21 protein-coding genes are annotated in these 26,193 nt (G+C 54.8%); 15 read left to right on the forward strand and 6 right to left on the reverse strand.

The features are described 5' to 3' along the window. Positions 1-118: 118 nt before the first annotated feature. Positions 119-778, reverse strand: coding sequence for a potassium channel family protein (locus tag Q371_RS03335; RefSeq protein WP_034336111.1), 660 nt, complete (start codon positions 776-778; stop codon positions 119-121). Positions 779-853: 75 nt separating this feature from the next. Then, positions 854-2,215, reverse strand: a complete 1,362-nt coding sequence (locus tag Q371_RS03340; protein WP_245618210.1) for a TrkH family potassium uptake protein — start codon at positions 2,213-2,215, stop codon at positions 854-856. A gap of 241 nt (positions 2,216-2,456) precedes the next feature. On the opposite strand from Q371_RS03340, the gene Q371_RS03345 reads away from it, so the two are divergent. From Q371_RS03345 to Q371_RS03385, 9 genes are all read left to right on the forward strand, one after another. Next, positions 2,457-2,909 (forward strand): hypothetical protein, encoded by a 453-nt coding sequence (locus Q371_RS03345; protein WP_034336116.1) that lies wholly within the window; start codon positions 2,457-2,459, stop codon positions 2,907-2,909. A gap of 236 nt (positions 2,910-3,145) precedes the next feature. Continuing rightward, on the forward strand, positions 3,146-3,742 hold the full coding sequence (locus tag Q371_RS25215) for a TetR/AcrR family transcriptional regulator (protein WP_169743780.1): 597 nt from the start codon (positions 3,146-3,148) through the stop codon (positions 3,740-3,742). After that, complete coding sequence (locus Q371_RS03355) at positions 3,739-5,016, forward strand: glycosyltransferase (protein ID WP_034336118.1); 1,278 nt, start codon at positions 3,739-3,741, stop codon at positions 5,014-5,016. Before Q371_RS25215 ends, Q371_RS03355 begins: the two co-directional genes overlap by 4 nt. A gap of 405 nt (positions 5,017-5,421) precedes the next feature. After that, a complete protein-coding gene (locus Q371_RS03360) occupies positions 5,422-8,193 on the forward strand; it encodes a glycoside hydrolase family 3 N-terminal domain-containing protein (protein WP_084571207.1) in 2,772 nt (923 codons plus the stop codon). A 166-nt stretch (positions 8,194-8,359) separates the two neighbouring features. Continuing rightward, positions 8,360-10,147 (forward strand): alpha-amylase family glycosyl hydrolase, encoded by a 1,788-nt coding sequence (locus Q371_RS03365; RefSeq protein ID WP_034336120.1) that lies wholly within the window; start codon positions 8,360-8,362, stop codon positions 10,145-10,147. Positions 10,148-10,314: 167 nt separating this feature from the next. Beyond that, positions 10,315-13,038, forward strand: a complete 2,724-nt coding sequence (locus tag Q371_RS25220; protein WP_051963150.1) for a PAS domain S-box protein — start codon at positions 10,315-10,317, stop codon at positions 13,036-13,038. Between the two features lie 76 nt (positions 13,039-13,114). Then, entirely contained in the window at positions 13,115-14,494 is a 1,380-nt protein-coding gene (locus tag Q371_RS03375; RefSeq protein WP_034336122.1) for a DUF4129 domain-containing protein, read from the forward strand. Beyond that, positions 14,491-15,429 carry an AAA family ATPase gene (locus Q371_RS03380; RefSeq protein WP_034336124.1) on the forward strand — a complete coding sequence of 313 codons (939 nt, stop codon included), beginning with the start codon at positions 14,491-14,493 and terminating at the stop codon, positions 15,427-15,429. Before Q371_RS03375 ends, Q371_RS03380 begins: the two co-directional genes overlap by 4 nt. Then, a complete protein-coding gene (locus tag Q371_RS03385; RefSeq protein WP_034336127.1) occupies positions 15,426-16,514 on the forward strand; it encodes a DUF58 domain-containing protein in 1,089 nt (362 codons plus the stop codon). Before Q371_RS03380 ends, Q371_RS03385 begins: the two co-directional genes overlap by 4 nt. Here the strand turns inward: Q371_RS03385 and Q371_RS03390 are convergent. Next, positions 16,508-17,257, reverse strand: a complete 750-nt coding sequence (locus Q371_RS03390) for a hypothetical protein (RefSeq protein ID WP_034336130.1) — start codon at positions 17,255-17,257, stop codon at positions 16,508-16,510. The genes Q371_RS03385 and Q371_RS03390 overlap by 7 nt on opposite strands. A 52-nt stretch (positions 17,258-17,309) precedes the next feature. Here Q371_RS03390 and Q371_RS03395 point away from each other — a divergent pair, with 52 nt between their 5' ends. The 3 genes from Q371_RS03395 to Q371_RS03405 all read left to right on the forward strand — a co-directional run bounded on the left by Q371_RS03395 (position 17,310) and on the right by Q371_RS03405 (position 20,795). Then, positions 17,310-18,314 (forward strand): serine hydrolase domain-containing protein, encoded by a 1,005-nt coding sequence (locus tag Q371_RS03395; protein ID WP_169743781.1) that lies wholly within the window; start codon positions 17,310-17,312, stop codon positions 18,312-18,314. A 416-nt stretch (positions 18,315-18,730) separates the two neighbouring features. Beyond that, complete coding sequence (locus tag Q371_RS03400; RefSeq protein ID WP_034336135.1) at positions 18,731-20,299, forward strand: S8 family peptidase; 1,569 nt, start codon at positions 18,731-18,733, stop codon at positions 20,297-20,299. A 247-nt stretch (positions 20,300-20,546) separates the two neighbouring features. Continuing rightward, positions 20,547-20,795, forward strand: coding sequence for a hypothetical protein (locus Q371_RS03405; protein ID WP_157442488.1), 249 nt, complete (start codon positions 20,547-20,549; stop codon positions 20,793-20,795). A gap of 11 nt (positions 20,796-20,806) precedes the next feature. Here Q371_RS03405 and Q371_RS03410 read toward each other — a convergent pair whose 3' ends face one another. Further along, on the reverse strand, positions 20,807-21,151 hold the full coding sequence (locus Q371_RS03410) for a hypothetical protein (protein ID WP_034336141.1): 345 nt from the start codon (positions 21,149-21,151) through the stop codon (positions 20,807-20,809). 126 nt (positions 21,152-21,277) lie between these two features. On the opposite strand from Q371_RS03410, the gene mgrA reads away from it, so the two are divergent. From mgrA to Q371_RS03425, 3 genes are all read left to right on the forward strand, one after another. Continuing rightward, the gene (gene mgrA / locus Q371_RS03415; RefSeq protein ID WP_034336144.1) at positions 21,278-22,261 is read left to right on the forward strand and encodes an L-glyceraldehyde 3-phosphate reductase; all 984 of its coding nucleotides are present in this window, start codon (positions 21,278-21,280) and stop codon (positions 22,259-22,261) included. A 499-nt stretch (positions 22,262-22,760) separates the two neighbouring features. After that, positions 22,761-23,912: a YsnF/AvaK domain-containing protein gene (locus tag Q371_RS26795; RefSeq protein WP_169743782.1), complete on the forward strand. Its 1,152-nt coding sequence runs from the start codon at positions 22,761-22,763 to the stop codon at positions 23,910-23,912. 284 nt (positions 23,913-24,196) lie between these two features. After that, a complete protein-coding gene (locus Q371_RS03425) occupies positions 24,197-24,412 on the forward strand; it encodes a hypothetical protein (RefSeq protein WP_034336147.1) in 216 nt (71 codons plus the stop codon). A gap of 13 nt (positions 24,413-24,425) precedes the next feature. On the opposite strand, the gene Q371_RS03430 is transcribed toward Q371_RS03425, so the two are convergent. Together Q371_RS03430 and Q371_RS03435 are read right to left on the reverse strand one after the other, a co-directional pair. Continuing rightward, complete coding sequence (locus Q371_RS03430) at positions 24,426-25,625, reverse strand: sensor domain-containing phosphodiesterase (protein ID WP_051963152.1); 1,200 nt, start codon at positions 25,623-25,625, stop codon at positions 24,426-24,428. A 136-nt stretch (positions 25,626-25,761) separates the two neighbouring features. Next, positions 25,762-26,115: a hypothetical protein gene (locus Q371_RS03435; RefSeq protein ID WP_034336149.1), complete on the reverse strand. Its 354-nt coding sequence runs from the start codon at positions 26,113-26,115 to the stop codon at positions 25,762-25,764. Positions 26,116-26,193 lie beyond the last annotated feature (78 nt).

Genomic DNA, 26,193 nt, shown 5'->3' on the forward strand with positions numbered 1-26,193 from the left:
AACTGTTCCATGCCCTCTCAGGCAAGTGATCCAAAGATGGAAAAGCGCTTTGTTTGCAAGGGTGCGATTCTGATTTTGTTGTCTGAAACGTCTTTTCCTCAAGGAATAACGTTATTCCTTAAGCCTCTGAGAATTGCAGCAAGCTTTCCACATTGCCCAGAGTCCCCACCACCACCAGAGTGTCGTGTTCTTGCACAGTGTCTTCGGCTTTGGGGGTGATGCGGACATGCCCAGCATGGTTGATGGCAATCACCTGCACCCCGAAACGGTTGGTGAGGTTCAGGTCACGCAGGTTGCCCACCAGCCGCCTTGAGGCCGTGACCTCCACAATGGCATAGTCGGTCCCGAGGTCCACGTTGTCAAAGCTATGTGGACGCACCAGTTTTTTGGCCAGCCTGACACCCATGTCGTGCTCTGGACGCACCACCAGATCTGCTCCGACTTTTTCCAGCACTCGTCGGGTCATGTCATCGATGGCTTTGGCCACCACATATTTGGCCCCTGCACTTTTGGCGGCCACCGTGGCCAGAATGTTGGCTTTGACATCTGCCCCGATGCACACGATCACCACATCAAAATCTTTGATGCCGATGGCCACCAGAGCCCTTTCATCGGTGGCGTCAATCATGGCCACATGGGTCACCTGATTCATGACCTCTTCCACATTCTCTTCGTGAACATCCACAGCGACCACTTCATGCCCGAGTTGGTACAGGGTGGTGGCCACCGCTGAACCGAAGCGCCCGAGGCCAATCACCAGAAATTGTTGTTTTTTCATCCCAAACCCTCGCTTTCCATCTTTTCAGACCCAGTCAACCCAGCAAACCCTTTGAACCCTGCAAGCCTGCTCAATTTAGCCGATCTGGATGTTTTTGTCTGCTGGGTAATGCACCATGCCCTTGTTGGATTTGGTGCTCAGGGCAAATGCAAAAGTCAGAGGCCCGATCCTGCCCACATACATCAAAAAGACCAGAATCAATTGTCCAGCCTGAGAGAAATGTGGGGTGGCATTCATGCTGAGGCCCACCGTGCAAAAGGCACTGAAGGCTTCAAACACCACTTTCAGGAAGTCCAATTTTCCAGTTTGAATGTTGCGCTGTTCGGTGACGGTCAAGAATAAAATGGCCCCTGCAATGATGCTGAGGGCCATCACGGCCACCACTCCTGCCCTGAGCACTGTTTCCTGATCGATGCGCTTTTTGAAGGCGACCATCTCGCCACGACCCCGCACCATGCTCCACACACTGGTGATGAGCACAAAAAAGGTGGTGGTTTTGATGCCCCCACCAGTGGAACCCGGATTGGCTCCCACAAACATCAGCATGATGGTGATGAGCAACCCACTGTGGGTCATCTGAGCGTAATCGATGGTGTTGAATCCTGCAGTGCGAGGACTGACGCTCTGGAAAAATCCTGCCAAGACCCGGTCTGCTGGGGGAAGGCTGCCCAGGGTTCCAGAGTTGTTCCATTCAAGAAGGGTCAGCAGCAGCCAGCCGCCGACAATCAATGCGGCAGGTGTCCACAATGAGATCCAACTGTTCAGGTCCAGTCGGTATTTGCGTGGATGAAGCACATGCAAAAACACTCTGGCTTGAATCAAAAATCCCAAACCTCCCAAGATGATGAGCAACGAAATCACCCCGTTCAGGTAGGCATCTCCAGCAAAGCGGATCAGGCTGTCAGGGTAAAGGGCAAACCCTGCATTGTTGAAGGCACTGATGGAATGAAAAACAGCGTAATAAAGACCTTTGGCTGCTCCTTCAAGGGGCAGAAAATGCCAAAACAGCAAAAAAGTGCCCAACAGTTCGACCATCAGAACATACAGGAAAATACGCTTCAGAACCTGCACCACTTCACCAGAGTTGCCCACACTCAATTGGGTGGCCAACATCAGACGGTCCTGAACCCCCAGACGCTTTCCGGCCAGCAAGGCAAAGGCTGTGCTGAAAGTCAGAATGCCCAAACCACCTGTTTGAATCAAAAACAGAATCACCAACTGTCCAAAAGTGCTGTAAGAACTCTGGGTGTCCACCACGGCCAATCCTGTGACACACAGGGCGCTGGTGGCAGTGAAAAGGGCTTGTAAGGTGTTGATCTTGACCCCTGATGCAGCACTGAAGGGCAAAGACAACAGAAGGGTACCCAGCACAATGCCCATCAAAAAAGTCAGGGCAATCATCTGGAAGGGATTGAGGGAACGGAGTTTCTTGATCATGGCAAAAATACACCCCATCTTACAGGGTCGCTGGCGTTCCAATTTCAGCAAAAGTCCAGATTGTGGGTGCAGCTCAACTCGGAGGCTCTGGCAGGGGAGAAGCCCCTTTGACCAGAGCATCTTATGGCTTTCTTCATGCACACCTGTCAAGTGACGAAAATGCATTGTGTCCTGAAAAAGTTGTTCATGATGGATGCAGACGCCCCAAGTTCTGGCCCCTGATCTTCAAAGGAGGTTGCACATGTCCGGAGTGGCGATTTCCAGACCCGAGCCTCGTGTTTCTGCTTCGTCCAAATTCAACCGTGATGGTTTCTGGGCTTTGTTTTGTGTTTTGCTTTTGACCTTGATTGCGATGATTGGTCTGCCTGTGGTGAACACCCTGACCCTGAGCAGCAGTGACCTGAATGGACAGTGGGTGTGCATGCAAAGCTGTCCCAAAACCACTTCTTTCATGTTGCAAGGAGGGGCGGTTTACAGGGATGTGAATGGCAAGATGCAGCCTGTGGGTTACTGGAAACTGCACTCTGGAGAAGGTCTGGTCCTCAAAGCCAGAACTTCACAGCAGAAGCAGTTCAAGTGGATGTTTTTCCGTTCTGAAGTGAACCCCACAGTGACTTTTCGGTACCTGACTGGAACGCCCCAATTTTGTGTGGACCGCAAAGGGGTCTGGTGCTTCGAGAAAAGCTCAAACTGACGTTTTAGAGCATTTCACAGAAGCAAAAAAATTTTCTCCTCTGGGAAGGGTTTTTTGAAATGGAAGGATTCTTTTGAATCCTCCCTTTTCATTTTTGCTGTTGAACAGAACACCATCTGCACTCTGGATGGTGTTCTGAGTGCTTTGAAATGGCCTTCACATGAAAGTCACTTGCAAGGCTGATGTTTCGAATGTATATTCGAAAATATGATTGAGTATTCGAAACTGGTGTCGTGGTGAAAAACCTGCAAGACCACCTCAAAGACAGCCGCCGAACCCACATCCTGCAGGCCGCTGCGCATATCTTCGCCGAAAAAGGCTTCAAAGCCGCCACCATCAAAGATGTGGCCAGAGCCGCCGGCATGGGAGACGGCACCCTCTACTACCACTTCGAAAACAAACATGCCTTGCTGTTGGGCTTGCTGGAGCACCTCACCCACAATGTGCAGCAAAACATCAATCCTCTGGACATTCAGGATCTGGATTTGCGAAGCCTGCTCAAAACGTTTTTGCAGCATCCCCTTGGGCTTTTTCAGGGCAGCCACAGTGAACTGTTCAAGGTGATGGTCTCGGAAAGTCTGGTGAATTCTGAGATCGCTAGCCGGTTCCAGCAGCAAATTTTGCAGCCGATGTTGCTTGGGGCTCAGGTGCAGATGCAAAGCTGGGCCGAACGCCACCAGAGGACACTGCCCCACTGGAGCATGCCTGTCCTGACCGCCCTGATTCTGGGTTTGCTGGTGCAGCGCATGCTGGGTGACCTGTCTTTGCAGGAGGATTGGGATCAACTTCCAGACCTGCTGGCCGATGTGCTGGTGAAAGGGCTTCCAGAATGAACAGCCTCAACATTTTGATTCTGGCTTTTGGGACACAGGGAGATGTGCAGCCGTATCTGGCTCTGGGAGGTGCCTTGAAACAGGCAGGACACCATGTCCGTTTGCTGACCCACCAGAGTTATGCCCAAGTGGCCACCGCTCTGGGATTGGATTTCTGGCCGGTTCAGGGCAACGTGCAGGAGGCCATGCAGGACCCTGCCCTTCGCAAAGTCATCGAGACTGGGAACATCATCAAAATCAACCAGCACACCGCAAAACTGGTGCAGGAAGCAGCTCTGGAATGGGCACAGGTGGGTGTGCAGGCCGCACAAGACATGCAGTTGTTGCTGGCAGGCATTGGGGGTCTCAGTCTGGCCCGCAATCTGGAGGAGAAATTGCACATCCCCCTGATTGAAGCCCATGTGGTGCCGTTTTATCCGACCACTGCTTTTCCGGGGGCACTGTTTCCTGCCTCTGGTGGCAACAACATGGGGGCGTTCAACCTGCTGACCCACCATGTGGTGCAGCAGGTGATGTGGCAGGGTTTCCGGGCCGGAGACCAGAAGGTGCGGAGCGCGGTGCTCGGGCTTCCAGCTTCTCCTTTCTGGGGACCGCGCAAGGTGAACCACCGGGTTCAGCCTCCTGTGATTCATGGCATCAGTCCATCTGTACTCCCGAGGCCCCAGGACTGGCCCGCACATGTGCACATGGCAGGGTACTGGTTGCTGGACCCCCAGAGGGATTGGCAGCCCCCTGAAGACCTGAAACGCTTTCTGGATGCTGGCGAAAAGCCGTTTTACATTGGCTTTGGCAGCATGGGCAACCGTGACCCCGAAGCCACCGCTGAACTGGTGCTGGGTGCTCTGCAAAGGACTGGACAGCGTGCTGTGCTCTTGAAAGGTTGGGGAGGCATGTTCAAAGGTGAAGCCCCTTCAAATGTGTTTTTCAGCGATGCCATCCCACACACCTGGTTGTTTCCACGCATGCGTGCTGTGGTGCACCATGGCGGAGCAGGCACCACGGCTGCGGGCCTCAGGGCAGGGGTGCCCAATGTGGTGGTGCCGTTTTTCGGAGACCAAGCCTTCTGGGGGCATCGGGTGCAGCAACTCGGGGTGGGTCCTGCCCCCATGCCCCGAAAAACCCTGACCGCAGATCAACTGACCAGAGCCATTGAAACGGTGCTGGGTCAGCCCCCCATGACCGAAAAGGCCAGAGCACTGGGCAAAAAAATTCAAGCCGAGCAGGGCTTGCAGGACACCATCGGTGTGATTGAGCGGTACGCCAAGCAGCTCTGAACTTACTGCGTTTAACAGTGAAATAGAAGGATTCAAACGAATCCTTCTATTTCAAACAACACGACCTCAAGCATCAACCTCTGATTTCTCTGTCAAATGCTTTAGAAAGGCAGCAAAAATGTATGCGGTGACATGTTTGTGTGGGGGCAGTTTTGCCCCCTTTTTTCATCCTCTGGTTTGTTCTCTTGCAAAACAAGGATCCATCTGTCAGGATATGTAAAAACGTTTGCATAACTTTTTCACGGTGCTTCAGGGCGCAGGTCGAAACCTGCGGCGGCCCCCTGTTGATGCACCCATCGACCTTCTGTCAAAAGCATGACAGGCAGCGTTTTTTGGTGAGGTTTTGTGCTGTCGCGGCAAGATGGTGCAACCTCACCACCCCCATTTTGTTGCTGGAGGAAGTGGATGTCTAAGAAAACGTTTTTACTGACGGCCCTGATGGCTGGATCTCTGGTGGCCTGTGGTCAAGCCACCACCACCCCACCCAACCCCAATCCCGAGACCCCAACCGTCTTTCTGAACTTTGAATCTGCTGTGGATGTGGACGCCCCGGACAGCGCTGCACAGATCCGCACTTTCAAAGAAAAAGGGGAAGACCCCCTGGTCATCACCCAAGAAACCATCAAGAACGCCCAGAACAAAGACACCAAAGCCCTGAAGGCCAGTTTCACCCTGACTGGAAGCTGGGGCGGGTTTGACTTCAAAATTGCAGATGCCACGGGCAAAAAGTGGAGCAACACCGACTGGAGCAGTTTCAAAGCCGTCACCTTCATGTTTTATGGAGAAGGCAGCGGAAGAACCTACCGTTTTGATTTGCTCGACAACAAAGGCCCCAACAAAGACATCGACAGTGCAGAGCGTTTCGAGTTCCCCTTCAAAGACGACACCAAAGGCTGGAAGAAAGTCGAGGTGCCTTTCGACAAACTGGTGCGCCGTGGATGGCAACCCTCTGGCGAAACCCCCAACGACGGGGTGACCCTCTCTGAAGTGTGGGGCTTCACTTTCGAACTCAGCAACGGACAGCCCGAGGCTGCCCCCCACACCGTTTACATCGACGACATTTCTCTGGTTCCTGGCGGCACCAAACCCCCTGTTTCCGTGAAGATCTCCTTTGGCACCCCCAGAGTGGTGGTCTCCGAAGGGGAAACCGCCACCGTCACGGTCAAACTCGACAAGAAACCCACCAGTCCTGTGACCGTGAAGTACACCACCGCAGACAAAACCGCCAAGGCAGGCAGCAACTACACGGCAGCCTCGGGGACCCTGAGTTTTGCTGCAGGAGAAGACACCAAAACCCTCACGGTCAAGAGCACCAACAACGCTGTGGCAGAGGGCAACCTGACCCTGAAAGTCACCCTCTCTGATCCCAATGGGGCCACCCTCGACAATGTCAAAGAGGCCGTGTTGTACCTCAAAGACGACGAGAAATTCCCCTATCAGGACAGCAGCAAAACTGTGGATTTCCGCGTGAACGACCTGCTCTCCAGAATGACCCTCGAAGAGAAAATCGGTCAGATGACCCAGGCTGAACGTGGTGCTGTGAACAGCAAGAAATACGATCTGGCCGACCTGTCCCTTGGGTCGCTCTTGAGCGGAGGTGGATCTGCACCCACCACAGGCAACAACCCTGTGGACTGGGCCAACATGGTGGATGACTTCCAGAGCTATTCCCTCTTAAGCCGCCTCTCCATTCCGATGCTTTACGGGGTGGATGGGGTGCACGGCCACCACAACGTGTACGGAACCACCATTTTCCCGCACAACATCGGTCTCGGGGCCACCCGCAATCCCACACTGGTCAAGAAAATCGGTGAGGTGACCGCCAAGGAAATCTACGCGACAGGCATCCGCTGGGATTTCTCTCCCTGTCTGTGTGTGGCTCGGGATGAGCGCTGGGGCCGCACCTACGAATCCTTTGGCGAAGATCCCGAGATTGCCACCATGATGACCCCCATCATCGACGGCTATCAGGGGGCCAGCCTGAACAACAAGAACAGCGTGCTGGCCACTGCCAAGCACTATGTGGGCGATGGTGGAACCACCTACAACAATGGCAAGATCGATCAGGGCAACACCGAAGTGGATGAAGCCACCCTGCGGAAAATCCACCTTGCACCGTTCATTGAGGCCATCAAGCACAATGTGGCGACCATCATGCCTTCCTACAGCAGTTGGAACGGCACCAAGATGCACACCCACAAGTACCTCCTGACAGACGTGCTGAAAACCGAACTGGGCTTCAAAGGTTTCCTGATTTCCGACTGGGCCGCCATTGACCAGATTCCCGGTGATTACAACTCTGACATCACCAACTCGATCAACGCGGGCCTCGACATGATCATGGTGCCTGACAAGTACCAGACCTTCTATGACGGTGCCATTGCCGAAGTCAAAGCAGGCCGCATTGCCACGAGCCGCATCGACGACGCTGTGAAACGCATCCTCACCAAAAAATTTGAGATGGGCCTCTTTGAAAAACCTTTCTCTGACCGCAGTGAAATCGACCAGATCGGCTCGGATGCCCACCGCGAAGTGGCCCGTCAAGCGGTGCGTGAATCTCTGGTCCTGCTGAAAAACGAGCAAACCCTGCCCCTCAAGAAAACCGGAAAACTGCTGGTGGCCGGAGCCCACGCCAACGACATCGGCCTCCAGAGCGGTGGCTGGACCATCACCTGGCAGGGGGGTGCAGGGGCCATCACCAAAGGCACCACCATTCTGGACGGCATCAAGAAAGTGGCTCCCACAGCAACCGTAGATTACGTGAAGACCCCCACGGCTGCAGATGCCACAGGCAAAGGTTACGACTCGGCCATTGTGGTGGTCGGTGAACAGCCTTATGCCGAAGGTGCAGGGGACAACGGCACCCTCACCCTGACGGCCAGCGATCAGGCCACCATCGACAACGTGTGCAGCAACGTCAAGTGCGTGGTGGTGCTGGTCTCGGGTCGCCCGCTCATCATCAACAACGAACTGGCCAAAGCCAATGCTTTTGTGGCTGCTTGGTTGCCCGGTTCAGAAGGCACAGGCGTGGCCGATGTGCTGTTCGGGGACTTCAACTTCTCTGGAAAACTGCCGGTCAGTTGGCCCAAGAGCGTGGCTCAACTGCCCCTCAACGTGGGAGATGCCACCTACGATCCCCTCTTCGCTTATGGATTTGGCCTGAAATACCCCCAATGATTTCAGGAGGCTGAATCACGCCCAAAGGTGCTCTGGTGAAAGCCAGAGCCCTTTTTTGGATGGGCTCAGACCTGTGGCCCTTCTGCAGGGTTGTTTGTGCCTTGACTCTCTCACGGTGTCAGTCCTTAAAGTGATAGAAGACATTCCCGCACCCGAGGAGCCGTTCATGAACCATTACACTCCCGTCTGGCACAACCACACTCCGGCTTATCTGGAGCGTTCCCACACCCACCTGACCTTGCGCCTGAAAACCGTACTGCCTGCAGAGAAAGTCGATCTGCAGGTGCTGGAACATGGCGAAATCATGCGCAAACCGACCCGCAAAATTGCCCCTCTGGATGGAGAAGGCCACTGGTTTGAGGCGCAACTCCCCCTTGAGGAAGGCCGTCTGAAGTACAGCTTCGTGGTTTACACCATTGAGGACCGGCTGGAATACACGGCTGCACGCCTCGGGCACACGCGCAGGCCCTTTCGGGACTGGTTCCAGTATGAATTCGGGCATGTGGCCCCCAAATGGGCATGGAAGTCAGTGTTCTACCAGATTTTCCCGGACCGCTTCAGAAATGGAGACCCTTCCAATGACGTGCAGACCGGAGAATACCAGTACGAAGGCCGGGATGTGGTCCAAGTGGATTGGTCCGAGCCCCCTTCCAAGGACCTCGACATCCACGGGCATTATGGCGGAGACCTGCAAGGCATCGAGCAGGCACTGCCTTACCTGAAGAACCTTGGGGTGAACGCCCTCTGGTTGACCCCGATTTTTGAGAGCCCCTCTGCCCACAAGTACGACACCTCCGATTACCTGAAAATTGATCCCCATTTTGGAGGGCAAGAAGCCTTTGAATCCCTCAGAGACGCCCTGCACGACAACGGCATGAAGCTGGTGCTGGATGGGGTTTTCAACCATGTGGGTGAACACCACCACATCTTCAAAAAAGCCTTGCAGGACGAAACGGCTCCAGAGCGCAGCTGGTTCAATTTCACCCCGGAGCAGCAACCCCCCTACATCGCGTTTTATGGGGTGCGGTCCCTGCCCAAAATCAATTACAGTGCTGCAGAGCCCGCCGATTACTTCTGGAATGCGGAAAACTCAGTGGTGCGCCACTGGCTCAGGCAGGGCATTGATGGCTGGCGTCTGGATGTGGCCTCCATGATCGGCAATGAAGGCACCGATGCTGGAAACGTACAGCACCTCAGGAACCTCAAGAAAGCTGCCAGAGCCGAAAACCCTCAGGCTTACGTGTTCGGAGAGCGTTCCTGGGATGGGGAGTGGGCCCTGGACGGCCTCGGGGAAGATGGGGCCATGAACTACCACGGGTTCAAAAACCCCCTGATGGACTGGCTCAGTGACCAGTCTTTGCAAGGCCACCCCCTCCAGCCCGATGTCACTGAGATGTCCGAACTGATGTGGGATGCGTACCATGTGCTGCCTGCCAGTGTGGCCCTCAGCCAATTCAACCAGCTTGATTCGCACGATGTGATGCGGGCCATCACCCGTCTGGAAGGCAACAAGCAACTCCTGAAAGCCGCATTGCTGTGCCTGATGGCCTATCCCGGCGTTCCCTGTCTGTATTACGGCACGGAAATCGGTCTGGACCAGCCTGAAAAAGGCACCATGCCTTTCAACCGCAAAACCATGCCGTGGGATGAAGCCCTGTGGGACCATGACTTGCTGGCATTTGTGAAAAAGGCCATTCAGGTGCGCAAGAACGCTCTGGTGCTGCAAGAGGGAGATTTGCGCTTGCTGTACACCAAAGAAGATGTCTTTGCTTTCACCCGCAGCTACACCCACAAAAGCGGTCAGCAGGAAATGGCCCTGTTTGTGCTCAACAAGAACAGGGAAGGGAAAGCTCTGGGGTTGCCTTCGGGGCACTGGCAGAACGCTTTAACAGGAGAAACCGTTTCAGAGAAGGTGGAAGTGCCAGCAGAATCTGCAGTCTTGTTGCTGGCCTGACCAGAGGTGACCACCTTTTGGGGAAATCCCCTGCATTGTGAGGGAAAACCCCGGTTCAAATCGTCAAAATTTCAGCTGAAGCGAAACTTAAAGTAACATGAGAGGAAGCAATCGGAATGCCCAGTTGCTTCCCTTTTTTATGGAGCAGCACGAGAGGAGGCCGGTCAATGACATCTCCAGCACTCAAGGCCACACAACTGGCTCTGGAATGGCCTCAAAATGCCTTGCACCTCTTTGCAGAATTGTTTGGTGAAGCCCTGCACTGCACCCATGCAGGTGTAGGCTTGCAAGACTCTCCAGAGGACCCCAACCGAATGCGCCCCATGTCCCACTGGGGCCTTTCGCCTGAAGAAGCTGCCGTATTGATGCAGGTTCGCATTGATGTGAACACCAGCGTTTTGATGCAGCGCACTTTGCAAACTCCTGAAGTTCAATTGGTGTGGACTGCCGATCCCTCAGAGTGGGGACCTGTGGAAGCCTTCCTGATGGAGCATTACCAGCTCAAGCAACTGTTCTGTTGTGCCCTGAAATTTCCAGACCGCTCTGTGGGGGTGTTCTATGCTGCCAGTCCAGAGGTGTTCACCCCGGACACCACCAGCATTGTGCTGGCTGCACAGGTGGCCCAATCCCTGACCCTCGGGCTTCACCAGCAACGCCTCAGGGAGCAAAACGAAAAAGTGCAGCAGCGCATGAACCGCATTCTGGACCATTCTCTGGACCTGATTGTGACCTCCAGAGGAGAGGTGATCACTTCAGTCAATCTGCGTTGCTGGGATTGCTTTGGGTACAGACCAGAGGAAATGGTGGGGAAATCCATGGATGCCTTTCTTCATCCAGAGGATGTTCAGATCACTTCTGAAGCCCTTGAACGGTTGCAGCACACCCAGACACTGGTGATGTTTGAAAACCGCCAATTGCACAAAGATGGACGCATTGTGCATCTGGAATGGAATGCTGTGCTGGAACCTGACGGCGAATGCATTGCCATTGGCAGAGACATCACCAGCAAAAAAAGCCACCAGCAAGAAATGGAGTTGCTCAGCACCGCTGTGCAGCAAGCCCACGATTTGATTTACATTGCAGACAACAGATATGAATGGCCCGGCCCATACATCCAGTATGTCAACGATGCTTTTGTTCAGCGCCTAGGATACGAACGTGAAGACATTTTGGGCAAGCCCACCACCACCTTGCATGGCCCACTGACGGATGTACAGGAATTGCAGCAGATGCGACAACGGGTCATGTCACAGCAACAACCTCAAAAAGGTGAGGCTGTGGTGTATGGGAAAAACAGGCAGCCCCTCTGGTGTGAATACAGCGTGATTCCCATCGTCAAATCAGGTGTGCTCCAGAATGTGGTGATCATCCTGCGGGATGTCTCTGAGAAGCACATTGCCTTCAAAGCTTTGCAGGAAAAAGAAGCACAGTTGCAACTGATCACCCAGAACACCGTGAACATGATTGTGGTGCTGGATGCCCAGTTCAATTGCACCTACGTTTCGCCTTCCATGCAGCAACTGTATGGTTACCCACCTGAGGAATCAGACCGCATCAACCTGAACATGGTGCACCCTGAAGACCGCCAGAGGATGAACCAAGCTGTGCAGGACGCCATTGCGCAGCATCAAGACATGCTGGTGACCGAACACCGTGGCTTGCACAAAGATGGCCATGTGATCTGGGTAGAAAGTGCCTTCAAGTTCCTCTGGAACCCTCAGGGAGAATGTCAGGGCATGATCATCACGGCTCTGGACATCACTGCCCGAATTGAAGCCCAGCAGGAAAAGGCCAGAGCCCTGCAGCACACCCTGAATTTGTTGCTGCTGGTGGTCGAACTGGAGCAGAAAAACGAACTCACCGATGTGGTGGAGGTGGCCCTCAAGCACAGCTTGAAATGCATGCCTTTCGATTTTGCTGCATTTTTTGAACTGGAAAAACAAGGCAGCCTGAAATCCCCTGTGGTGCAGGGCAACCTGACCGAAGCGGGTTGTCAGGGCTTGCAAAACCACCTGAAAGCCCTGCTGCAGCAACCCCACTTCTGGGAAGTCATCGCAAAAGGAACAGCCATTGACTGTCTGGCAGAATCGCGTTTTCAGCCTTGCACCGCAGAATGTACTGTACGTGAAAGCCGCCATCTGGTGGTTCCCATTGTGCTGGAAGGACGCCTGTATGGCTTGATGCTGTTGGGGCACACCCAGCAAGAGATTCCCATCGGTCACGATGTTTTGCGGTTGCTGTCGGCCATTCGAGACCGCATCACCCACGCTCTGGAACGCACCTTCCATCTGGAACAACTGGACCACAGCCGGGAAGAAACCTTGCGCACACTTGGGTTGGCCCTCGAATTTCGGGATTACGAGACCAAAGGACACACAGACCGGGTGGTGGACCTCTCCCTGAAACTGGGTCAGCAATTGGATTTGCCCCGAGAAGCCCTCAATGCCCTCAGATGGGGGGCTTATTTGCACGATGCGGGCAAAATCGCCATCTCTGACCAGATCCTCCTCAAGCCTGCCAAACTGACCCCAGAGGAATACAACGCCATCAAAAAACACAGCCAGATTGGACATGAGTTGCTGAAGCACATCCCCAATTTGCCTTCAGAAACCCTTGCTCTGGTTTTGCACCACCATGAACGCTGGGACGGCAAGGGTTATCCTTCAGGTCTTGCAGGACAGGACATCCCTTTGTTGGCACGCGTTTTTACTGTGGTGGATGTGTATGACGCTCTGGTGTCCAAGCGGCCTTACAAAGAGCCTTTCACCCATGAGGCAGCCCTGCAGGAGATCCAGAGCTGCTCGGGCAGCATGTTTGATCCAGCAGTGGTGGCAGCTTTTGAGCAGCTGGATTTCCAGAGGGAACCCTCTGCTGTTCCTGCCAGCGACTGACCCTTCAGGCCTCAAAATCCGTTAAGATGGGCCAGAACATCAATATGATGGATTTCCGCATGATTCCTGAGGTGAAATGCTCAAATTGAAATTCCAAACCCGAGATCTTGCTGTGCTGGTTCCTCTGGTGGGTCTGGGATGGCTTTATCCCGGATGGTTGGTGATGCTGTTCATGCTGGTGGTGGCTTTGCTGGTGCGAAGGGCAGAAGGTCATGCCCACTTGCATTTCAGTTTGCCCATCGTGCTGTCGGTGTTTCCAGTCGTGCTGCTGTACCCGGATGTTTTTCGGATGTCCGGGGCATATCTGCTGCATGCCGTGTCTGGAATTCTGCTGGTCCGGCTTGCCCTGTCCATCACCAGAGGCAACCGCATTTCCCTGCTTGTGCTGGTTTTGCTCTGGGCGTTTTTTCCTTCAGGGTGGGGTTTGCTGGGTGTGTTGATCGCGGCTTTTGTGCGTTCAGAGGCCCAATCCGAGGTGCAATTCCGCAGCCCTGCCCTGCCTGCGGTGTTGCTCGGAGCGGCTGCAGGGGTGGTGTTGCTGGGTGCTCTGGTGCCTGCACCGCCCACAGCACAGTGGGCACGCCATTTGAATGTGCAGGTGCTTTATGGGGTCACTGAGGCTGGGGGTCCTGCTGGACCCCAAAATGTACCCTCTGGAAGCAGCAAGAATGTGCCAGAGACCCCCGCAGACCGTGGAGGCACCTCTCTGAACCTCAAAGGCTCTCAAGATGGCACCTTGCCTGTGTACATCTACTGGCTGTTTCTGGTGTCTTTTCTGGGCATTGCTCTGGGTTTGTATTTGTTCAGAGGCAGGGCCTATCAGTTCTTCAAAATGCGACCTTCTGATGCGGTCCTTTTGCTGGCCATTGTGGGCGTGCTGGTTGCCGTGACCATTTACAGCACCCTGTCTTCTGGCCTCACCTCTGGGGAAGCAGAAGCCCCAGACCAGATTCAGATGCCCCTCCGGGATCCACAGGAGCTTCCCTCTGCGCCATCCCTTGAGCCTGTTGCACCTGTGCAGGAGGTCCCAGAGAAACCCGAGCAGGAAGGCTTCAACTTCTGGTGGACCTTGTTCGCTTTGCCCGTGGCAGGGACCCTTTGGGTGCTCCTCAAATACCGCCGTGAGCCCAGAGAACCTCGGGCTTTGCCCATCAAGGCAGGACAGGACCTGCTTCCAGAACCTGTGACCCTTGAAGGGGTGCGCAAGGTTTATCTGGATTTTCTGCACCTCATGGAACAGCAGGGGATCGGCAGAACCCCCGAGATGACCCCTCTGGAATTTTCCCGACGGGTGCTGGGGGTGTTTCCCCAGTTTGTTTCAGAGGTGGAGGCCATCACCGGAGCGTACCTGCCTGTGCGGTACGGCAGTTTGCCTCCACTCACCCAATTTGCCGGGGCTCTGAAGGCCCTTCAGACCCTCCAGCAGCATTTTGAACTTCAGAAAGGACAACCATGACCCAACACATTCAAAACTTTTCGCAAGAGGTGATCCAGCATGTGGGGACCGTGCTGGTGGGCAAAGAACACGCCACCACTCTGGTGCTCAGTGCTTTGCTGGCCGGAGGTCACGTGCTCTTGGAAGACCTGCCCGGAACCGGAAAAACCATGCTGGCCCGAGCGGTCAGCAGAAGCCTTGGGCTGGATTTCCGGCGCATTCAGTTCACCCCGGATTTGCTTCCTGGCGACCTGACCGGGGTGAGCATTTATCAGGAGGGGCAATTTGCCTTTCAGTCGGGTCCGGTGTTCACCCAGATTCTGCTGGCAGATGAAATCAACCGGGCCACCCCCAAAACCCAGAGCGCCCTCCTCGAAGCCATGGCCGAAGGGCAGGTCACCGAAGGGGGACACTCCCGCAAGCTTCCTGTGCCTTTTCATGTGCTGGCGACCCAGAATCCCGTCGAGCAGGAAGGCACCTACCGCCTCCCCGAGGCGCAACTGGACCGTTTTCTGTTGAAGCTCTCGGTGGGTTATCCCGATCCCATGCAAGAAATCCAGATGCTGGAACGTCTGGTGGGCTTGCATCCCATAGACGCCCTGCAACCCGTCACCACCCCTGAAGATCTGTTGAAAGCACAGCAGGAAGTCAAAAATATTCGCCTGACGGCGGATGTACGGGATTATCTTGTGCGTCTGGTGCAGGCCACCCGCACACACCCGGACCTCACTTTTGGGGCAAGCCCGAGGGCCTCTCTGGCTTTGCAGTCCTGCACGCAGGCTTACGCTGCCATTCATGGTCGGGATTTTGTGCTTCCAGACGACCTGAAGGTGCTGGCTCCGCATGTGCTCGGGCATCGGGTGCAGGTGCGTCTGGAGGCCCGTTTGCGTGGCGTGACCCCCTTGCAGGTGATTGAAAGGCTGCTGCAAGAGCTTCCGGTGCCTGTCGAAGCATGACTTTTCTGTACGTGCTGCTCCTGTTGCTGGGGGTGTTCTGGCTGTACCGCCGGTTTCCACCTCAGGTCACGGTGGTTCGCAAGCATGCCCACCTGACCGGACTCGGGCAGGAGGTGGAGGTGCAACTGCACATCACCGTGAACGCGTTGCTGCCTTGCCGTCTGGACCTTCTGGATGAGGCCCCACGCACCCTGATTCTGTCGCACCTCCTGCAATGGAGCGGTCTGGTCTGGGGAAAACACGAGCAGGTGATCGTGTCTGCGGTCCGCCCCAACAAACGCGGAATGTTCATCTGGGAAGGTCTGAACGTGCGCTGCACCGATCCTCTGGGATTGTTCTCACGCACCTTAAATGTCAAGGTGTCGAGTGAACTGGTGGTTTACCCCCAGAGCCACCCCCTCCTGATGCCAGAACTGCTGCGTCCCCTTTTGCTGGATGGCAAGCGCAGTCCCACCCTCGGGATGGAGGATGTTTCCAGCCTCAGGGGAATCCGTCCGTACCAGACGGGTGATCCCCTCAACCGGGTCCACTGGAAACACACTGCACGTTGGGGCACCCTGATGGTGCGCGAATGGGAATTCATGACCACCAGTCACCTGCACATCCACCTCCATTCTGACGTGTCAGAAGTGTTCACGGAGCATGGGGTGGTGCTGGCCAGCAGTTTGATCATGGAGGCGATGCACTCGGGTCTGACGGTCTCGGTGAGTGGGAATGGGGAGATCAGCCCACCTCTTCCAGAGGAGGCCCTGCTTTTTCTGGCCCGTTACCATCCTGACCCTGAGAAAACCACCCTGCCAGAGGTTCCGCAAGGCAGCAACGTGATTCTGATCAGCCGGACGGCCCCTCTGGAACTGATGGAGGCCGCCCTGCATGCCAGAGGTCGGGCAGCAAAAGTGACTTTGCTGGTGCTCCCAGAAGGTTTTTATCTGGCCCCCGGCGAAACCGGACGCAAGATGTGGGCCAAACCTCCTGATGAAGTGCAGGATCTGGAAAGAAGGGCAGGCATCCTGATGGAGGCAGGCATCCATGTGGTGGTCTTGCGGGGCAACGAAAGCATTTTGCAGATTGCGGAGGTTCACTGATACTGCAATTTGCGGTGTGTGGTCCTGAAAGGTGAAGGGTCCCACGCTTCAATGCGGTCCTGCCATGCAAAATCTTCGCGCTGCACCCAGTTTCCCTGACGGTCAAACCGATAACGGTAACGGTAGGCAGGTTCTGGGGTGTTGTTTTCCCAGCTGCCGCTTTCCAGCAGCAACCCCCGAGCATCCCGAATTTCATAGTCCTGTGCGGTGTTCCCACCACGCTGCTTTACTGTGATGATCACCAGACCCCCAGAGCGATAACTCAGTGTGGTGGTTTCCACCTGTGGATCATTTTTGCGGTAATCTTTGATTTTCAGGATGCGCCCCTGAGCATCACAGGTTCTGAGCTGGGTGTATGCAGAACCGTCAATGTGCAGCAGAATTTGGGTTTTCACCTCACAACCCTGAGCATCAAACTGTGAAGTCCACAGGCCGTATTTTCTCTGGTCTTCGGTGATCTCGGTTTTCAAGATGCCTGTTTGTGGATTCCACACATATGTTCCTTCACTGTGTACAAAGCCCAGAGGTTGCTCGATGGTCTGCACGGCTTTTGTGCCCTCTTCATTGAAAGACACTGTTTCATGGGTGGACTCTTCTGTGCTGTCGGTGTCCTGATCCACGTCGATGACCATCTGTTTCACAGGACCCTGAACCTCGAATTGCCAGAGCAACACATTGCGTTCCATGCTTCCTCCGCCAGAGGTGAGCAAGAGCAAACCCAGCACAAGCATGACCGGTTTCATGCTTCAGTGTACGCCGGAACTTTTGCGGTGGTTTCTGACTCCAAAGGGCAGAATGAAACGTTCACTCTTGATGCTGACATTGCTGTTTTCCAGTGCTCAGGCACTCGATCAGATCGCCCTGCAAAAGGCTGCACAGTATTCCCGCGAAAACCGGGGCAGTGCTTTGCTGGTGCTGCAAAACGGGCAGGAAATCTTTGCAGAAGGACAGAATGGGTTTGCTTTGAGCACACCCCATTTTCTGGCCAGTGGCAGCAAGAGTTTTGGATGTGCTCTGGCCGTGGTGTTGCAGCAGGAGGGGAAGCTTAAGCTGGATGAAAAGGTTGCAGACACCCTTCCAGAGTGGCGCCAAGGTCCCCTCAAAAGTCAGGTGACGGTGCGGCAGTTGCTCCATTTCAGCAGTGGACTGGAAGGCAAAGCAGGACCTGAACTGGTCCGATTGAACCAGAACCTCTACCAGAGTGCCGTGAACGCTCCCATTGTGCACCCGCCGGGAACGGTGTTCACCTATGGCAATGCCCATCTGGCGGTTTTTGGGGAACTGGTCAAACGCAAAACCGGCATGGACCCTGCCGTGTATTTGCAGCAGAAGGTGCTGGATCCTCTGGGTGCAAAGACCCTCTGGCAGAGGGACCAGAGTGGAAATCCCAATCTTGCAGGCAGTGCCAGCATGACCGCCCGAGATTGGGCCAGGTATGGCCAATTGATCTTGCAAAAAGGCCAGTGGAACGGAAAAGAGGTGTTGTCTGAAGGTTTCCTGCAAGGGTGTTTTCAGGGCAGTGAAGCTCTGGCTGCCTATGGTCTGAATTTCTGGTTGAATGTGCCCTTTGCGGGCACACTGGATGAAAAAGATCAGGTGCCTGTGCGGGCTTTTCAGAATGCTTCAGGGATGCAAAAACTGGCTGAAGGGGCACCAGAGGACATGGTTTTTGCAGCAGGGGCATTCAACCAGCGCATGTACATCTTGCCCTCTCAGGGTCTGGTGGTGGTCCGTTTTGCCGAAGGTGGAAACTGGAACGATGATATTTTTCTCAGGCTTCTTTTGGAATTGTCAAAATAATGTCAAGAGATTTAAATCAAAATCCTCTTATTTTTTAAATCGAATCGGTTTGAAATCTTAAATGTATACACTTTTACCCTGCTTAAAATTGCTCCCAGTTTAATTTTTTAGGGCAAACAACAAAAATAACCCGACCAACTCTGGCTGTCAAGGACTTGTCGAGCGGTTCAGGTGTGCTTATACTGTAACAAATTTGCAAGGAATCATGAATTTCTCAGGTTTCGTTTCTTAACTTCATTTATTCAGAGAACGAAGTATTTTTCTTTTCCGGTAAATGCACCTGAAACCCTTAGGTAAATTCCCTGATTTTCTTGAGGGTGCAAAACAGTTAGAGTATCCCATCTCTTCAAAATCAAGTCGGGCACTCAGCCCATTTCCGTCTGTGACCACCTGTCACAGGCACGCTGGAGGATTGCATGAAAAAAGTCACCTGGACCGCCCTGCTCAGCCTCACTGCCGTTCTGGCTTCCTGCAACAGTGCCATGAAGCCCGAAGCTGTGATCCCCATGCCCACCGAGAAAAACACCGTTTCCACCGCACCCATTTACGGTGAAAGCGCCTCAGGTGAGTACATTGTGGTGTTCAGCAAAGCAGCACAGGCCAAAGGCCAGTCCATCGCCAAACTGGGCACCAGCAACATGGTCCAGACCCTCGGGCTTGAGCCTCAGGGTGTGCAGGTGCAAGCGGTATACAGTGAAGTCCTGCAAGGCTTTGCTGCCAAACTGAGTGCCTCCAACGTGCAAAAACTGGTCAACGATCCCCGCGTGGCTTACCTGCAAGCCAAGCAAACCTACGAGGCCATCGCCACCCAGAGCAACGCCACCTGGGGTCTGGACCGCATTGACCAGCGCAACCTGCCCCTCAACACCAGCTACGTGTACAACACCACCGCTTCCAACGTGACCGCTTACATTCTGGACACCGGTCTGAACACCACCCACGTGGATTTCGGTGGCCGCGCCAGCATCGGTTATGACGTGATCAACGACGGCCAGAACGGCCGCGACTGTCAGGGACACGGCACCCACGTGGCCGGAACCATCGGCAGCACCACCTGGGGTGTGGCCAAAGGGGTGAAACTGGTGGCTGTGCGCGTGCTGGGCTGTGACGGCACCGGAAGCAACCAAGGCATCATTCAGGCCATCAACTGGGTTGCCGCCAACGCCCAGAAACCCGCCGTGGTGAACATGAGCCTCGGGCCACGCAGCCGCTCTGTGGATCAGGCCATGGATGACGCCATCACCGCAGCCACCAACCGGGGCATCACTTTCGTGCTGGCCGCAGGCAACAGCAATGACGACGCTTGCTACTACAGCCCGGCACGCACCCCTGTGGCCATCACCGTGGCCAGCAGCACCAACACCGATGCCCGTTCCAGCTTCAGCAACTACGGAAGCTGCGTGGACATCTTCGCTCCCGGCAGCAACATCACCTCCACCTGGATTGGCAGCACCACCGCCACCAACACCATCTCTGGAACCAGCATGGCCAGCCCCCACACCGCTGGAGCTGCTGCTCTGGTGCTGGCCGCCAACCCCACCTGGACCCCCCAGCAGGTGCGTGACTTCCTGGTGACCAACAGCACCCCCAACAAGATCACCGATCCCAAAGGCACCGCCAACCGCCTCTTGTACGTCGGTGATGGTGGCACCACCACCCCACCCACCCCCACCGATCCCTGCACCGGCACCAACTGCACCAAATACACCGGAAGCCTGACCAGCGGTGGCAGCCAGTACCAGCCCAACGGAACCTACTTCAACTACGCTGGCGGCACCCTGAAAGGCTGGCTGCAAGGCCCCTCTGGCACCGACTTTGACCTGCTCCTCCTGAAATGGAACGGCAGTGCATGGAGCACCGTCGCCCGTTCTGAAGGCACCACCAGCACCGAAGCCATCACCTACAACGCCACCAGCGGTTACTACATGTTCCAGGTGGTTTCCTACTCTGGAAGCGGCAGCTACACCTTCTGGATGCAGAAGTAATCTCCAGCACATTCAAAGGAAGTGGCCCGAGCAGGGCCATTTCTTTTTTGCCGGCCATCCACTTTGCGATGCGAAAGTACAGGATTTCGATGTTGGCTTGGGTGGCTTGCTTTGAACGGTCCACTGTGAACTTGATGACCTGCCAGAGCATGTTGTTGAACGATGACAACCCTGATCTGTGGTGTGTAGAGGCAAACCGCAAGACCTTTTACCGTTTTCATGACCCTTCAAAAGGATAATATGATGCATGGAAACAGAGCTTTTTCGATTTCGATTGATCACCGACAACCAAGATGCACAGGATTGGGAACCGTTTCGATTGCGCAAACACCTGCAAGACCTGACCGGAATGCTGCCAGAGGTGCAACGCAAAGAATACAACGACATCAACCCTGCCACCCACAGTGGTTTTGAAGTGCGCATCCGCAGCGATGTGCCCCATGCTCTGGACTTTTTGCGCACCCTCAAGGGGCATTTTCGCATTGAGCAAATCTGAGGCCACACCGCTCAGGCTTTGCGGGCAGGTTGTGGAAGCAACGTCAGGTGCAAATTCCAGAGTTTCCAAGCTGCTTCCTGAGGATCCAGCGTGTCCTGCTCCAGCAGGTCCTTGACGGTGCTGCGTGCCTCAGACAGCCGGAAATGAAAAAGCACGGCTGACCATGCCTTCCAGTTTTGACCTTCCGGTCGTTTTTCAGCAGGAACCATGCGCCAGAGGTGCAGGTGGGCCATCTGCAAATGGTGGTGGATGGTCTCGATGTGCACAATGGCCTCTTCTTGCTCCAGAAAACCATGGGCCTGTTTCAGGTGGTGGCGGATGTGCCTGAGGGGGAGGGGTGCAGTTGGTCCGGGCATGGGTGATGCTTCAGCATGCCATGTTCTTTGAACGCACACCAGAGTTGCCCGGTTGCATGGACTTTGTTCGGCCTGTGTTCAAATGGCCTATTTTGGGGAGGCCAGACAGACTGGTATGCTCAGGACATGTACAAAGCAGCAGATGCCAGATACCAGAGCATGGCGTATGCCCGTCTGGGCAGAAGTGGCCTGAAAATCCCCCGCATTTCCCTTGGCCTGTGGCACAACTTTGGCGGCATTGACCGTTTTGAGAATGGTCGCGAGATGCTGCGCACCAGTTTTGACCTCGGGATCACCCACTTTGACCTTGCCAACAATTATGGTCCCCCTCCGGGCAGTGCCGAAGAGAACTTTGGCCGGATTCTGGACCTGGACTTCAAGCCTTACCGCGATGAATTGATCATTTCCACCAAGGCCGGTTACGACATGTGGGAAGGGCCTTACGGCAATTTTGGCTCCAGAAAGTACCTGATTGCCAGTCTGGACCAGAGCCTGAAGCGCATGGGTCTGGAATATGTGGACATCTTCTACCACCACCGTCCTGATCCCGAAACCCCTCTGGAAGAAACCATGCGCGCACTGGACCACATTGTGCGCAGTGGGCGTGCCCTGTATGTGGGGATTTCCAATTACCCCGCCGAACTGACCCGTCAGGCTTCCCACATCCTCAAAAGCATGGGGACCCCTTTTGTGATCCACCAGCCTTCGTACAGCATGTTCAACCGCTGGATTGAGGCAGACCTGCTGACCGCCCTGCGCGATGAAGGCATTGGCAGCATCGTGTTTTCCCCTCTGGCACAGGGCATGCTCACCGACAAGTACCTGAAAGGCATCCCTGAGGATTCCCGTGCAGCCAGAGCCCACTTCTTGCGCCCAGAGCACATCAGCGAAAAGCGGCTGGAGCAAATTTTCCAACTGAACCAACTGGCCCGTGAAAGGGGTCAAACCCTTGCCCAGATGGCTCTGGCATGGGTCCTCAGGCATGAGGAGGTCACCTCTGCACTGATCGGGGCAAGCCGTGCTGAACAGATCACAGATGCGGTGGGCGCACTGGACCATCTGGAATTCAGTCCCGAAGAACTCCAGCACATCGAAGACATCCTGAAATAAAGCCCCTGTGCTGTGTTTTGCCCTCTGGTCATGCCAGAGGGTTTTTGCTGTTCCTCAGCACGCAGGGTCAGTGCAAATTCGCTGTCGGGCCATGCCAACACAGAGAGCCATCAGCCGTCAGCGATCAGCCAGCAGGAAAGTTTGCTTGCTGCCTTTTGAGCTTCAAATCTGAGTGGGTTTTCACTTGTCATTTTTGTTTTTTGCTGTTCGCTACAGCAAAAGCCTCTGAATCCGCTTTTCGCTGAAAGCTGAGGGCTGAATGCTGACCGCTTTTTCAAGGGACATGCCAAAAGCCTGACATTGTACTCACCTTGCCTCAGCACACTGCCAAGATCAACTCATTTGTTTGGCGAAGCCTCTAAAAAACCTGAAGAGTTGGGGAATTCTCCCAATTTGAGGGGTTTGCTGTGCATAAAGTGGGTTCAGCATTTGAATGCCAAGTTTCAATGCAAGACATTGGGGAAAATCCCGATGTCCACTCACTTTTTGGAGGTTTCTGATGAATCGAATGACTGCCCTTTTCAACAACCAGCAACATGCACAAGAAGCTGTAAACGAACTGCGCACCCTCGGGGTGCATGAATCCGACCTGTCTTTCATTGCCCGTCAGGGAGACCAGGCCGTCACAGGTCACACCGATCCTGATGCCCACGACGATGGCAAAGGGGCTGCCCGTGGTCTGGCCGTGGGTGCCAGTGCTGGAGCCCTGTTCGGTCTGGCTGCTGCCCTGATTCCCGGTGTGGGACCCTTCATCACTGCGGGCTTTCTGGCCACCTCTCTGGGTGCTGCTGCCGGGGGTGCTGCTGCTGGAGCCATCGTGGGTGGCGTGACCGGAACCCTTGCTGGTGCACTGGCAGATGCCGGTTACGACCGCACAGAAGCCGAACACTACGAAAGAACCATCAATGAAGGTGGTGTGCTGCTGGCCATTGAACCCCCTGCGCACGTGAACCGGGATCAAATTGCCGATGTGGTGCGCCGTCACCATGGCACCCTGCAGGGCTACAGCGAAGGACAGGGCCTCAGTCAAGGCATCTCTGGACAGGGAAGCCTCGCCTCCAGCATGAACGCTGGACGTGACACTGCACACCTGCACACTTCTGGAGAAGGACACCTGCAAGACCGGGACCACACTGTGACCGGAGACCTCGATGAGGCCGCACGCCTGCAACTGCGTGAAGAACGTCTGGAAGTCGAAAAAGAACGTTTTGTGGCTGGCAGCGTGGAGGTGGGCAAACGGGTGGAAACCCGCACCGAGAACGTGAACGTGGACCTTGAGCGTGAAGAAGTGGTGATCGAACGTCACAAAGTCACCGGCGAGCGTCCCGTGGAAGGCAACGTGACTCTGGGTTCAGACCGTGAAAGCATCCGTGTGGACTTGGAAGCCGAGCGTGCCGATGTGGAGAAGCGCGCTTATGTGACCGAAGAAGTGGAGGTGGGCAAACGCACCGAAACCGAACGCCAGAGTTTCACGGAAACGGTGGGCAAAGAAGTGCTGGAAGTGAACAAAACGGGTGAGGTGGATGTGCGCGCCGACCAGACCGCAACCGGTTCCTTGCGCAGCAGCACCAGTGACCTTGAAAACGATCTGGGCCGCACGGACCGCACTGAAGCAGAACGTTTGAACGAAGACGGCACACGCCGCCGTTGATCATCAGAGTGCAACTCGAACCCCTCTGAGCTTCTCAGGGGGGTTTTTTGTGAGGATTTTGAAAGACGGTTACAAGTGGTCCCCTGAAAGGTCACCTTTGTAACAATCATGATGCTCACGGCTGGGGCTTTGCAAAAACATCTTGTAAAAACTGTGACAACAGGTGTCGTATGCTGAGAACACCTCACTTCAGTTGGGCTTCAGGTCGGACTGTGGGGGCATCACCTTTTGCCTTGAAGTTTTTTGAAGAAGCCGTTTGAACTTGCAACCCCAGAGGAGCCAGCATGAACAACCCCACACCACCTGATGTGTTTCCCCATTTTGCGTCTCTGGACGTGGTTCCTCCCCATCTGGTGACACGTTCCGGACTCAAACAATTGGGATACCTTGGAAAACGCCCCGAGCCTGTGGCCACGGTGGTTTCTTATGGAAAAACCGTTTACCTCTATGATGCACGTTTGTTGGTGCAAAACCCGTCTGAACCTCTGGTGCGCCCCTGACGTTCCATAAGGTTCATTTCGAAAGATGGGTTTGCAACAAATCCCGAACCGGCTGGGGTCGCCCCAGCAAATAACCCTGACCGTAGACCACCCCAAGCTTCTGCAAGGTGTGCAATTCTTCAGGGGTTTCGATGCCTTCTGCAATCACATCGGTGTTCATTTGCTGGGCATACATCACCAGAGCTGAAGTCAGGGCCTGTTTTTGCCTGCTCTGGTCAATGCCTCTGGTCAGGGCAATGTCCAATTTGAGGATGTCGGGTTGCATCTGCAGGACGTGTTGCATGCTGGCATAACCTGCCCCCGCGTCGTCGATGGCCAGTTTGAGGCCCTGTTCACGGAAAGCTTGCAGGCAGCCTTGCAACTCTGGATAATCTGGGATCCGGTCATGTTCGGTGACTTCCAGGACCATCCGGTCCAGAGGTGCATGTGAAAAAACCTCATGGGTTTTGGGGTCCAGCAAGACCTCTGGTGAAAAGTTGATGGCAAGAAAGACGTCTTCAGGGAGGTGCTGGAAGTCGTGCAAAGCCCGCAAGCACACCGCCAGCTCCAACTCGGTCCCGAGCTGCACGTCTCTGGCCTCTTTGAACCACACATCCGGGGTTTGTTGTGGGGGCAAGGTGAACCGGCTCAGGGCTTCCACCCCCACCATTTCTCCGCTGGTCAGGTGGACGATGGGCTGAAACACCATGCGGTAGTGCTGTTCAAAAAGCACCTGTTCAATGCGCTTTTTGCGAAGTTCAAAGTGTTGTTGTGCCTGCCTCTGGTGCTCGATGCGTTCCCTTGCCAGTTCGGCAAAAGCACGCATCACCTGCAAATCCCGATCGTTCAGGTTGGGTTCTGCATGGTGACTGAAGCAGCAAAACGTGCCATAAATTTCTCCATCCTGCAGCACAATGGGAATGCTCAGGTGGGCCCCCACAGGCAATTCATGGGTGACTTTCATGGATGCCGCTTCTGGGTGGGTTCTGGCATCGGTCATGAGCTGGGGCAGGCGACCATCCACGATCCTCTGGCAATAGCTTTCTTCCAGAGGGTCGCCCATGCCTTCCTGAATGGGTGCATTGTGGTCTGCAGACACATGCAGGAAGTACCGCTGTCCACAGTGGAACCGTGACACAAAGCCCACCTGCATCCCGAGGTGGGTTCTGACCGCGTGCAGAATGTTGGGAATGTCATCTTCAGGCGTGGGAAAAGCAAGTGCAGCTGTTTTCATGGGTGGGCTCCAGAAACAACATGGTTTTGATGGATCTGATCATCGCCCATTTTCCAACAATAATTGTCCCATATCGATTCGGCACTGAGGGAAAACCCCTGTTTTCAATCAGTGAAAACCCTTATAAGGGATCAGCTCAACGTTGCTGGATGGGCAGGCTTTTCAGCAAGTCCATGGCTCCACTCAGATTGACCTTGCTGAGCAAACACACATGCCCTTCCAGAGGGTTGGGATGGATTTGCAAGATCAGGATCACATGGCTCCCTCTGGAGGCCACTGCATCAAGGATGGCTTCCTCCACCTGATCCTCACAAGCATCCGCAGACACTGAAACCTGCAGGTTCCTCGCCACCTTTTGCAAGTCCTGACGAAAGAACCCTTCTCCGGTTGGACCAAAATGGTAGGTCAGGTCTGCAAGTTGCACAATGCGCCACGACATGCTGCGTGGGACATCGTCCAGATGAAAAGTGGGCAAAAGGGGATGTTCCATAAAATCCACAGGGATGTTCAGAAAAGAAAGTCATCCTCAGGGTCTGTTTATAGCCCACTTCTCCAGCTTCACATTGTC

It is taken from the genome of Deinococcus misasensis DSM 22328 (assembly GCF_000745915.1).
In the GTDB taxonomy this organism is placed as follows: Bacteria; Deinococcota; Deinococci; order Deinococcales; family Deinococcaceae; genus Deinococcus_C; species Deinococcus_C misasensis.

Coding starts and splice junctions, on each gene's coding strand:
- Q371_RS26795 (WP_169743782.1), top strand. CDS start 22,761: ATGAATCGAATGACTGCCCTTTTCAACAACCAGCAACATGCACAAGAA.
- Q371_RS03345 (WP_034336116.1), top strand. CDS start 2,457: ATGTCCGGAGTGGCGATTTCCAGACCCGAGCCTCGTGTTTCTGCTTCG.
- Q371_RS03340 (WP_245618210.1), bottom strand. CDS start 2,215: ATGATCAAGAAACTCCGTTCCCTCAATCCCTTCCAGATGATTGCCCTG.
- Q371_RS03380 (WP_034336124.1), top strand. CDS start 14,491: ATGACCCAACACATTCAAAACTTTTCGCAAGAGGTGATCCAGCATGTG.
- Q371_RS03335 (WP_034336111.1), bottom strand. CDS start 778: ATGAAAAAACAACAATTTCTGGTGATTGGCCTCGGGCGCTTCGGTTCA.
- Q371_RS03430 (WP_051963152.1), bottom strand. CDS start 25,625: ATGAAAACAGCTGCACTTGCTTTTCCCACGCCTGAAGATGACATTCCC.
- Q371_RS03425 (WP_034336147.1), top strand. CDS start 24,197: ATGAACAACCCCACACCACCTGATGTGTTTCCCCATTTTGCGTCTCTG.
- Q371_RS03390 (WP_034336130.1), bottom strand. CDS start 17,257: ATGAAACCGGTCATGCTTGTGCTGGGTTTGCTCTTGCTCACCTCTGGC.
- Q371_RS03410 (WP_034336141.1), bottom strand. CDS start 21,151: ATGCCCGGACCAACTGCACCCCTCCCCCTCAGGCACATCCGCCACCAC.
- Q371_RS03395 (WP_169743781.1), top strand. CDS start 17,310: ATGAAACGTTCACTCTTGATGCTGACATTGCTGTTTTCCAGTGCTCAG.
- Q371_RS03365 (WP_034336120.1), top strand. CDS start 8,360: ATGAACCATTACACTCCCGTCTGGCACAACCACACTCCGGCTTATCTG.
- Q371_RS03435 (WP_034336149.1), bottom strand. CDS start 26,115: ATGGAACATCCCCTTTTGCCCACTTTTCATCTGGACGATGTCCCACGC.
- Q371_RS03355 (WP_034336118.1), top strand. CDS start 3,739: ATGAACAGCCTCAACATTTTGATTCTGGCTTTTGGGACACAGGGAGAT.
- mgrA (WP_034336144.1), top strand. CDS start 21,278: ATGTACAAAGCAGCAGATGCCAGATACCAGAGCATGGCGTATGCCCGT.
- Q371_RS03400 (WP_034336135.1), top strand. CDS start 18,731: ATGAAAAAAGTCACCTGGACCGCCCTGCTCAGCCTCACTGCCGTTCTG.
- Q371_RS03405 (WP_157442488.1), top strand. CDS start 20,547: ATGGAAACAGAGCTTTTTCGATTTCGATTGATCACCGACAACCAAGAT.
- Q371_RS03385 (WP_034336127.1), top strand. CDS start 15,426: ATGACTTTTCTGTACGTGCTGCTCCTGTTGCTGGGGGTGTTCTGGCTG.
- Q371_RS03375 (WP_034336122.1), top strand. CDS start 13,115: ATGCTCAAATTGAAATTCCAAACCCGAGATCTTGCTGTGCTGGTTCCT.
- Q371_RS25220 (WP_051963150.1), top strand. CDS start 10,315: ATGACATCTCCAGCACTCAAGGCCACACAACTGGCTCTGGAATGGCCT.
- Q371_RS03360 (WP_084571207.1), top strand. CDS start 5,422: ATGTCTAAGAAAACGTTTTTACTGACGGCCCTGATGGCTGGATCTCTG.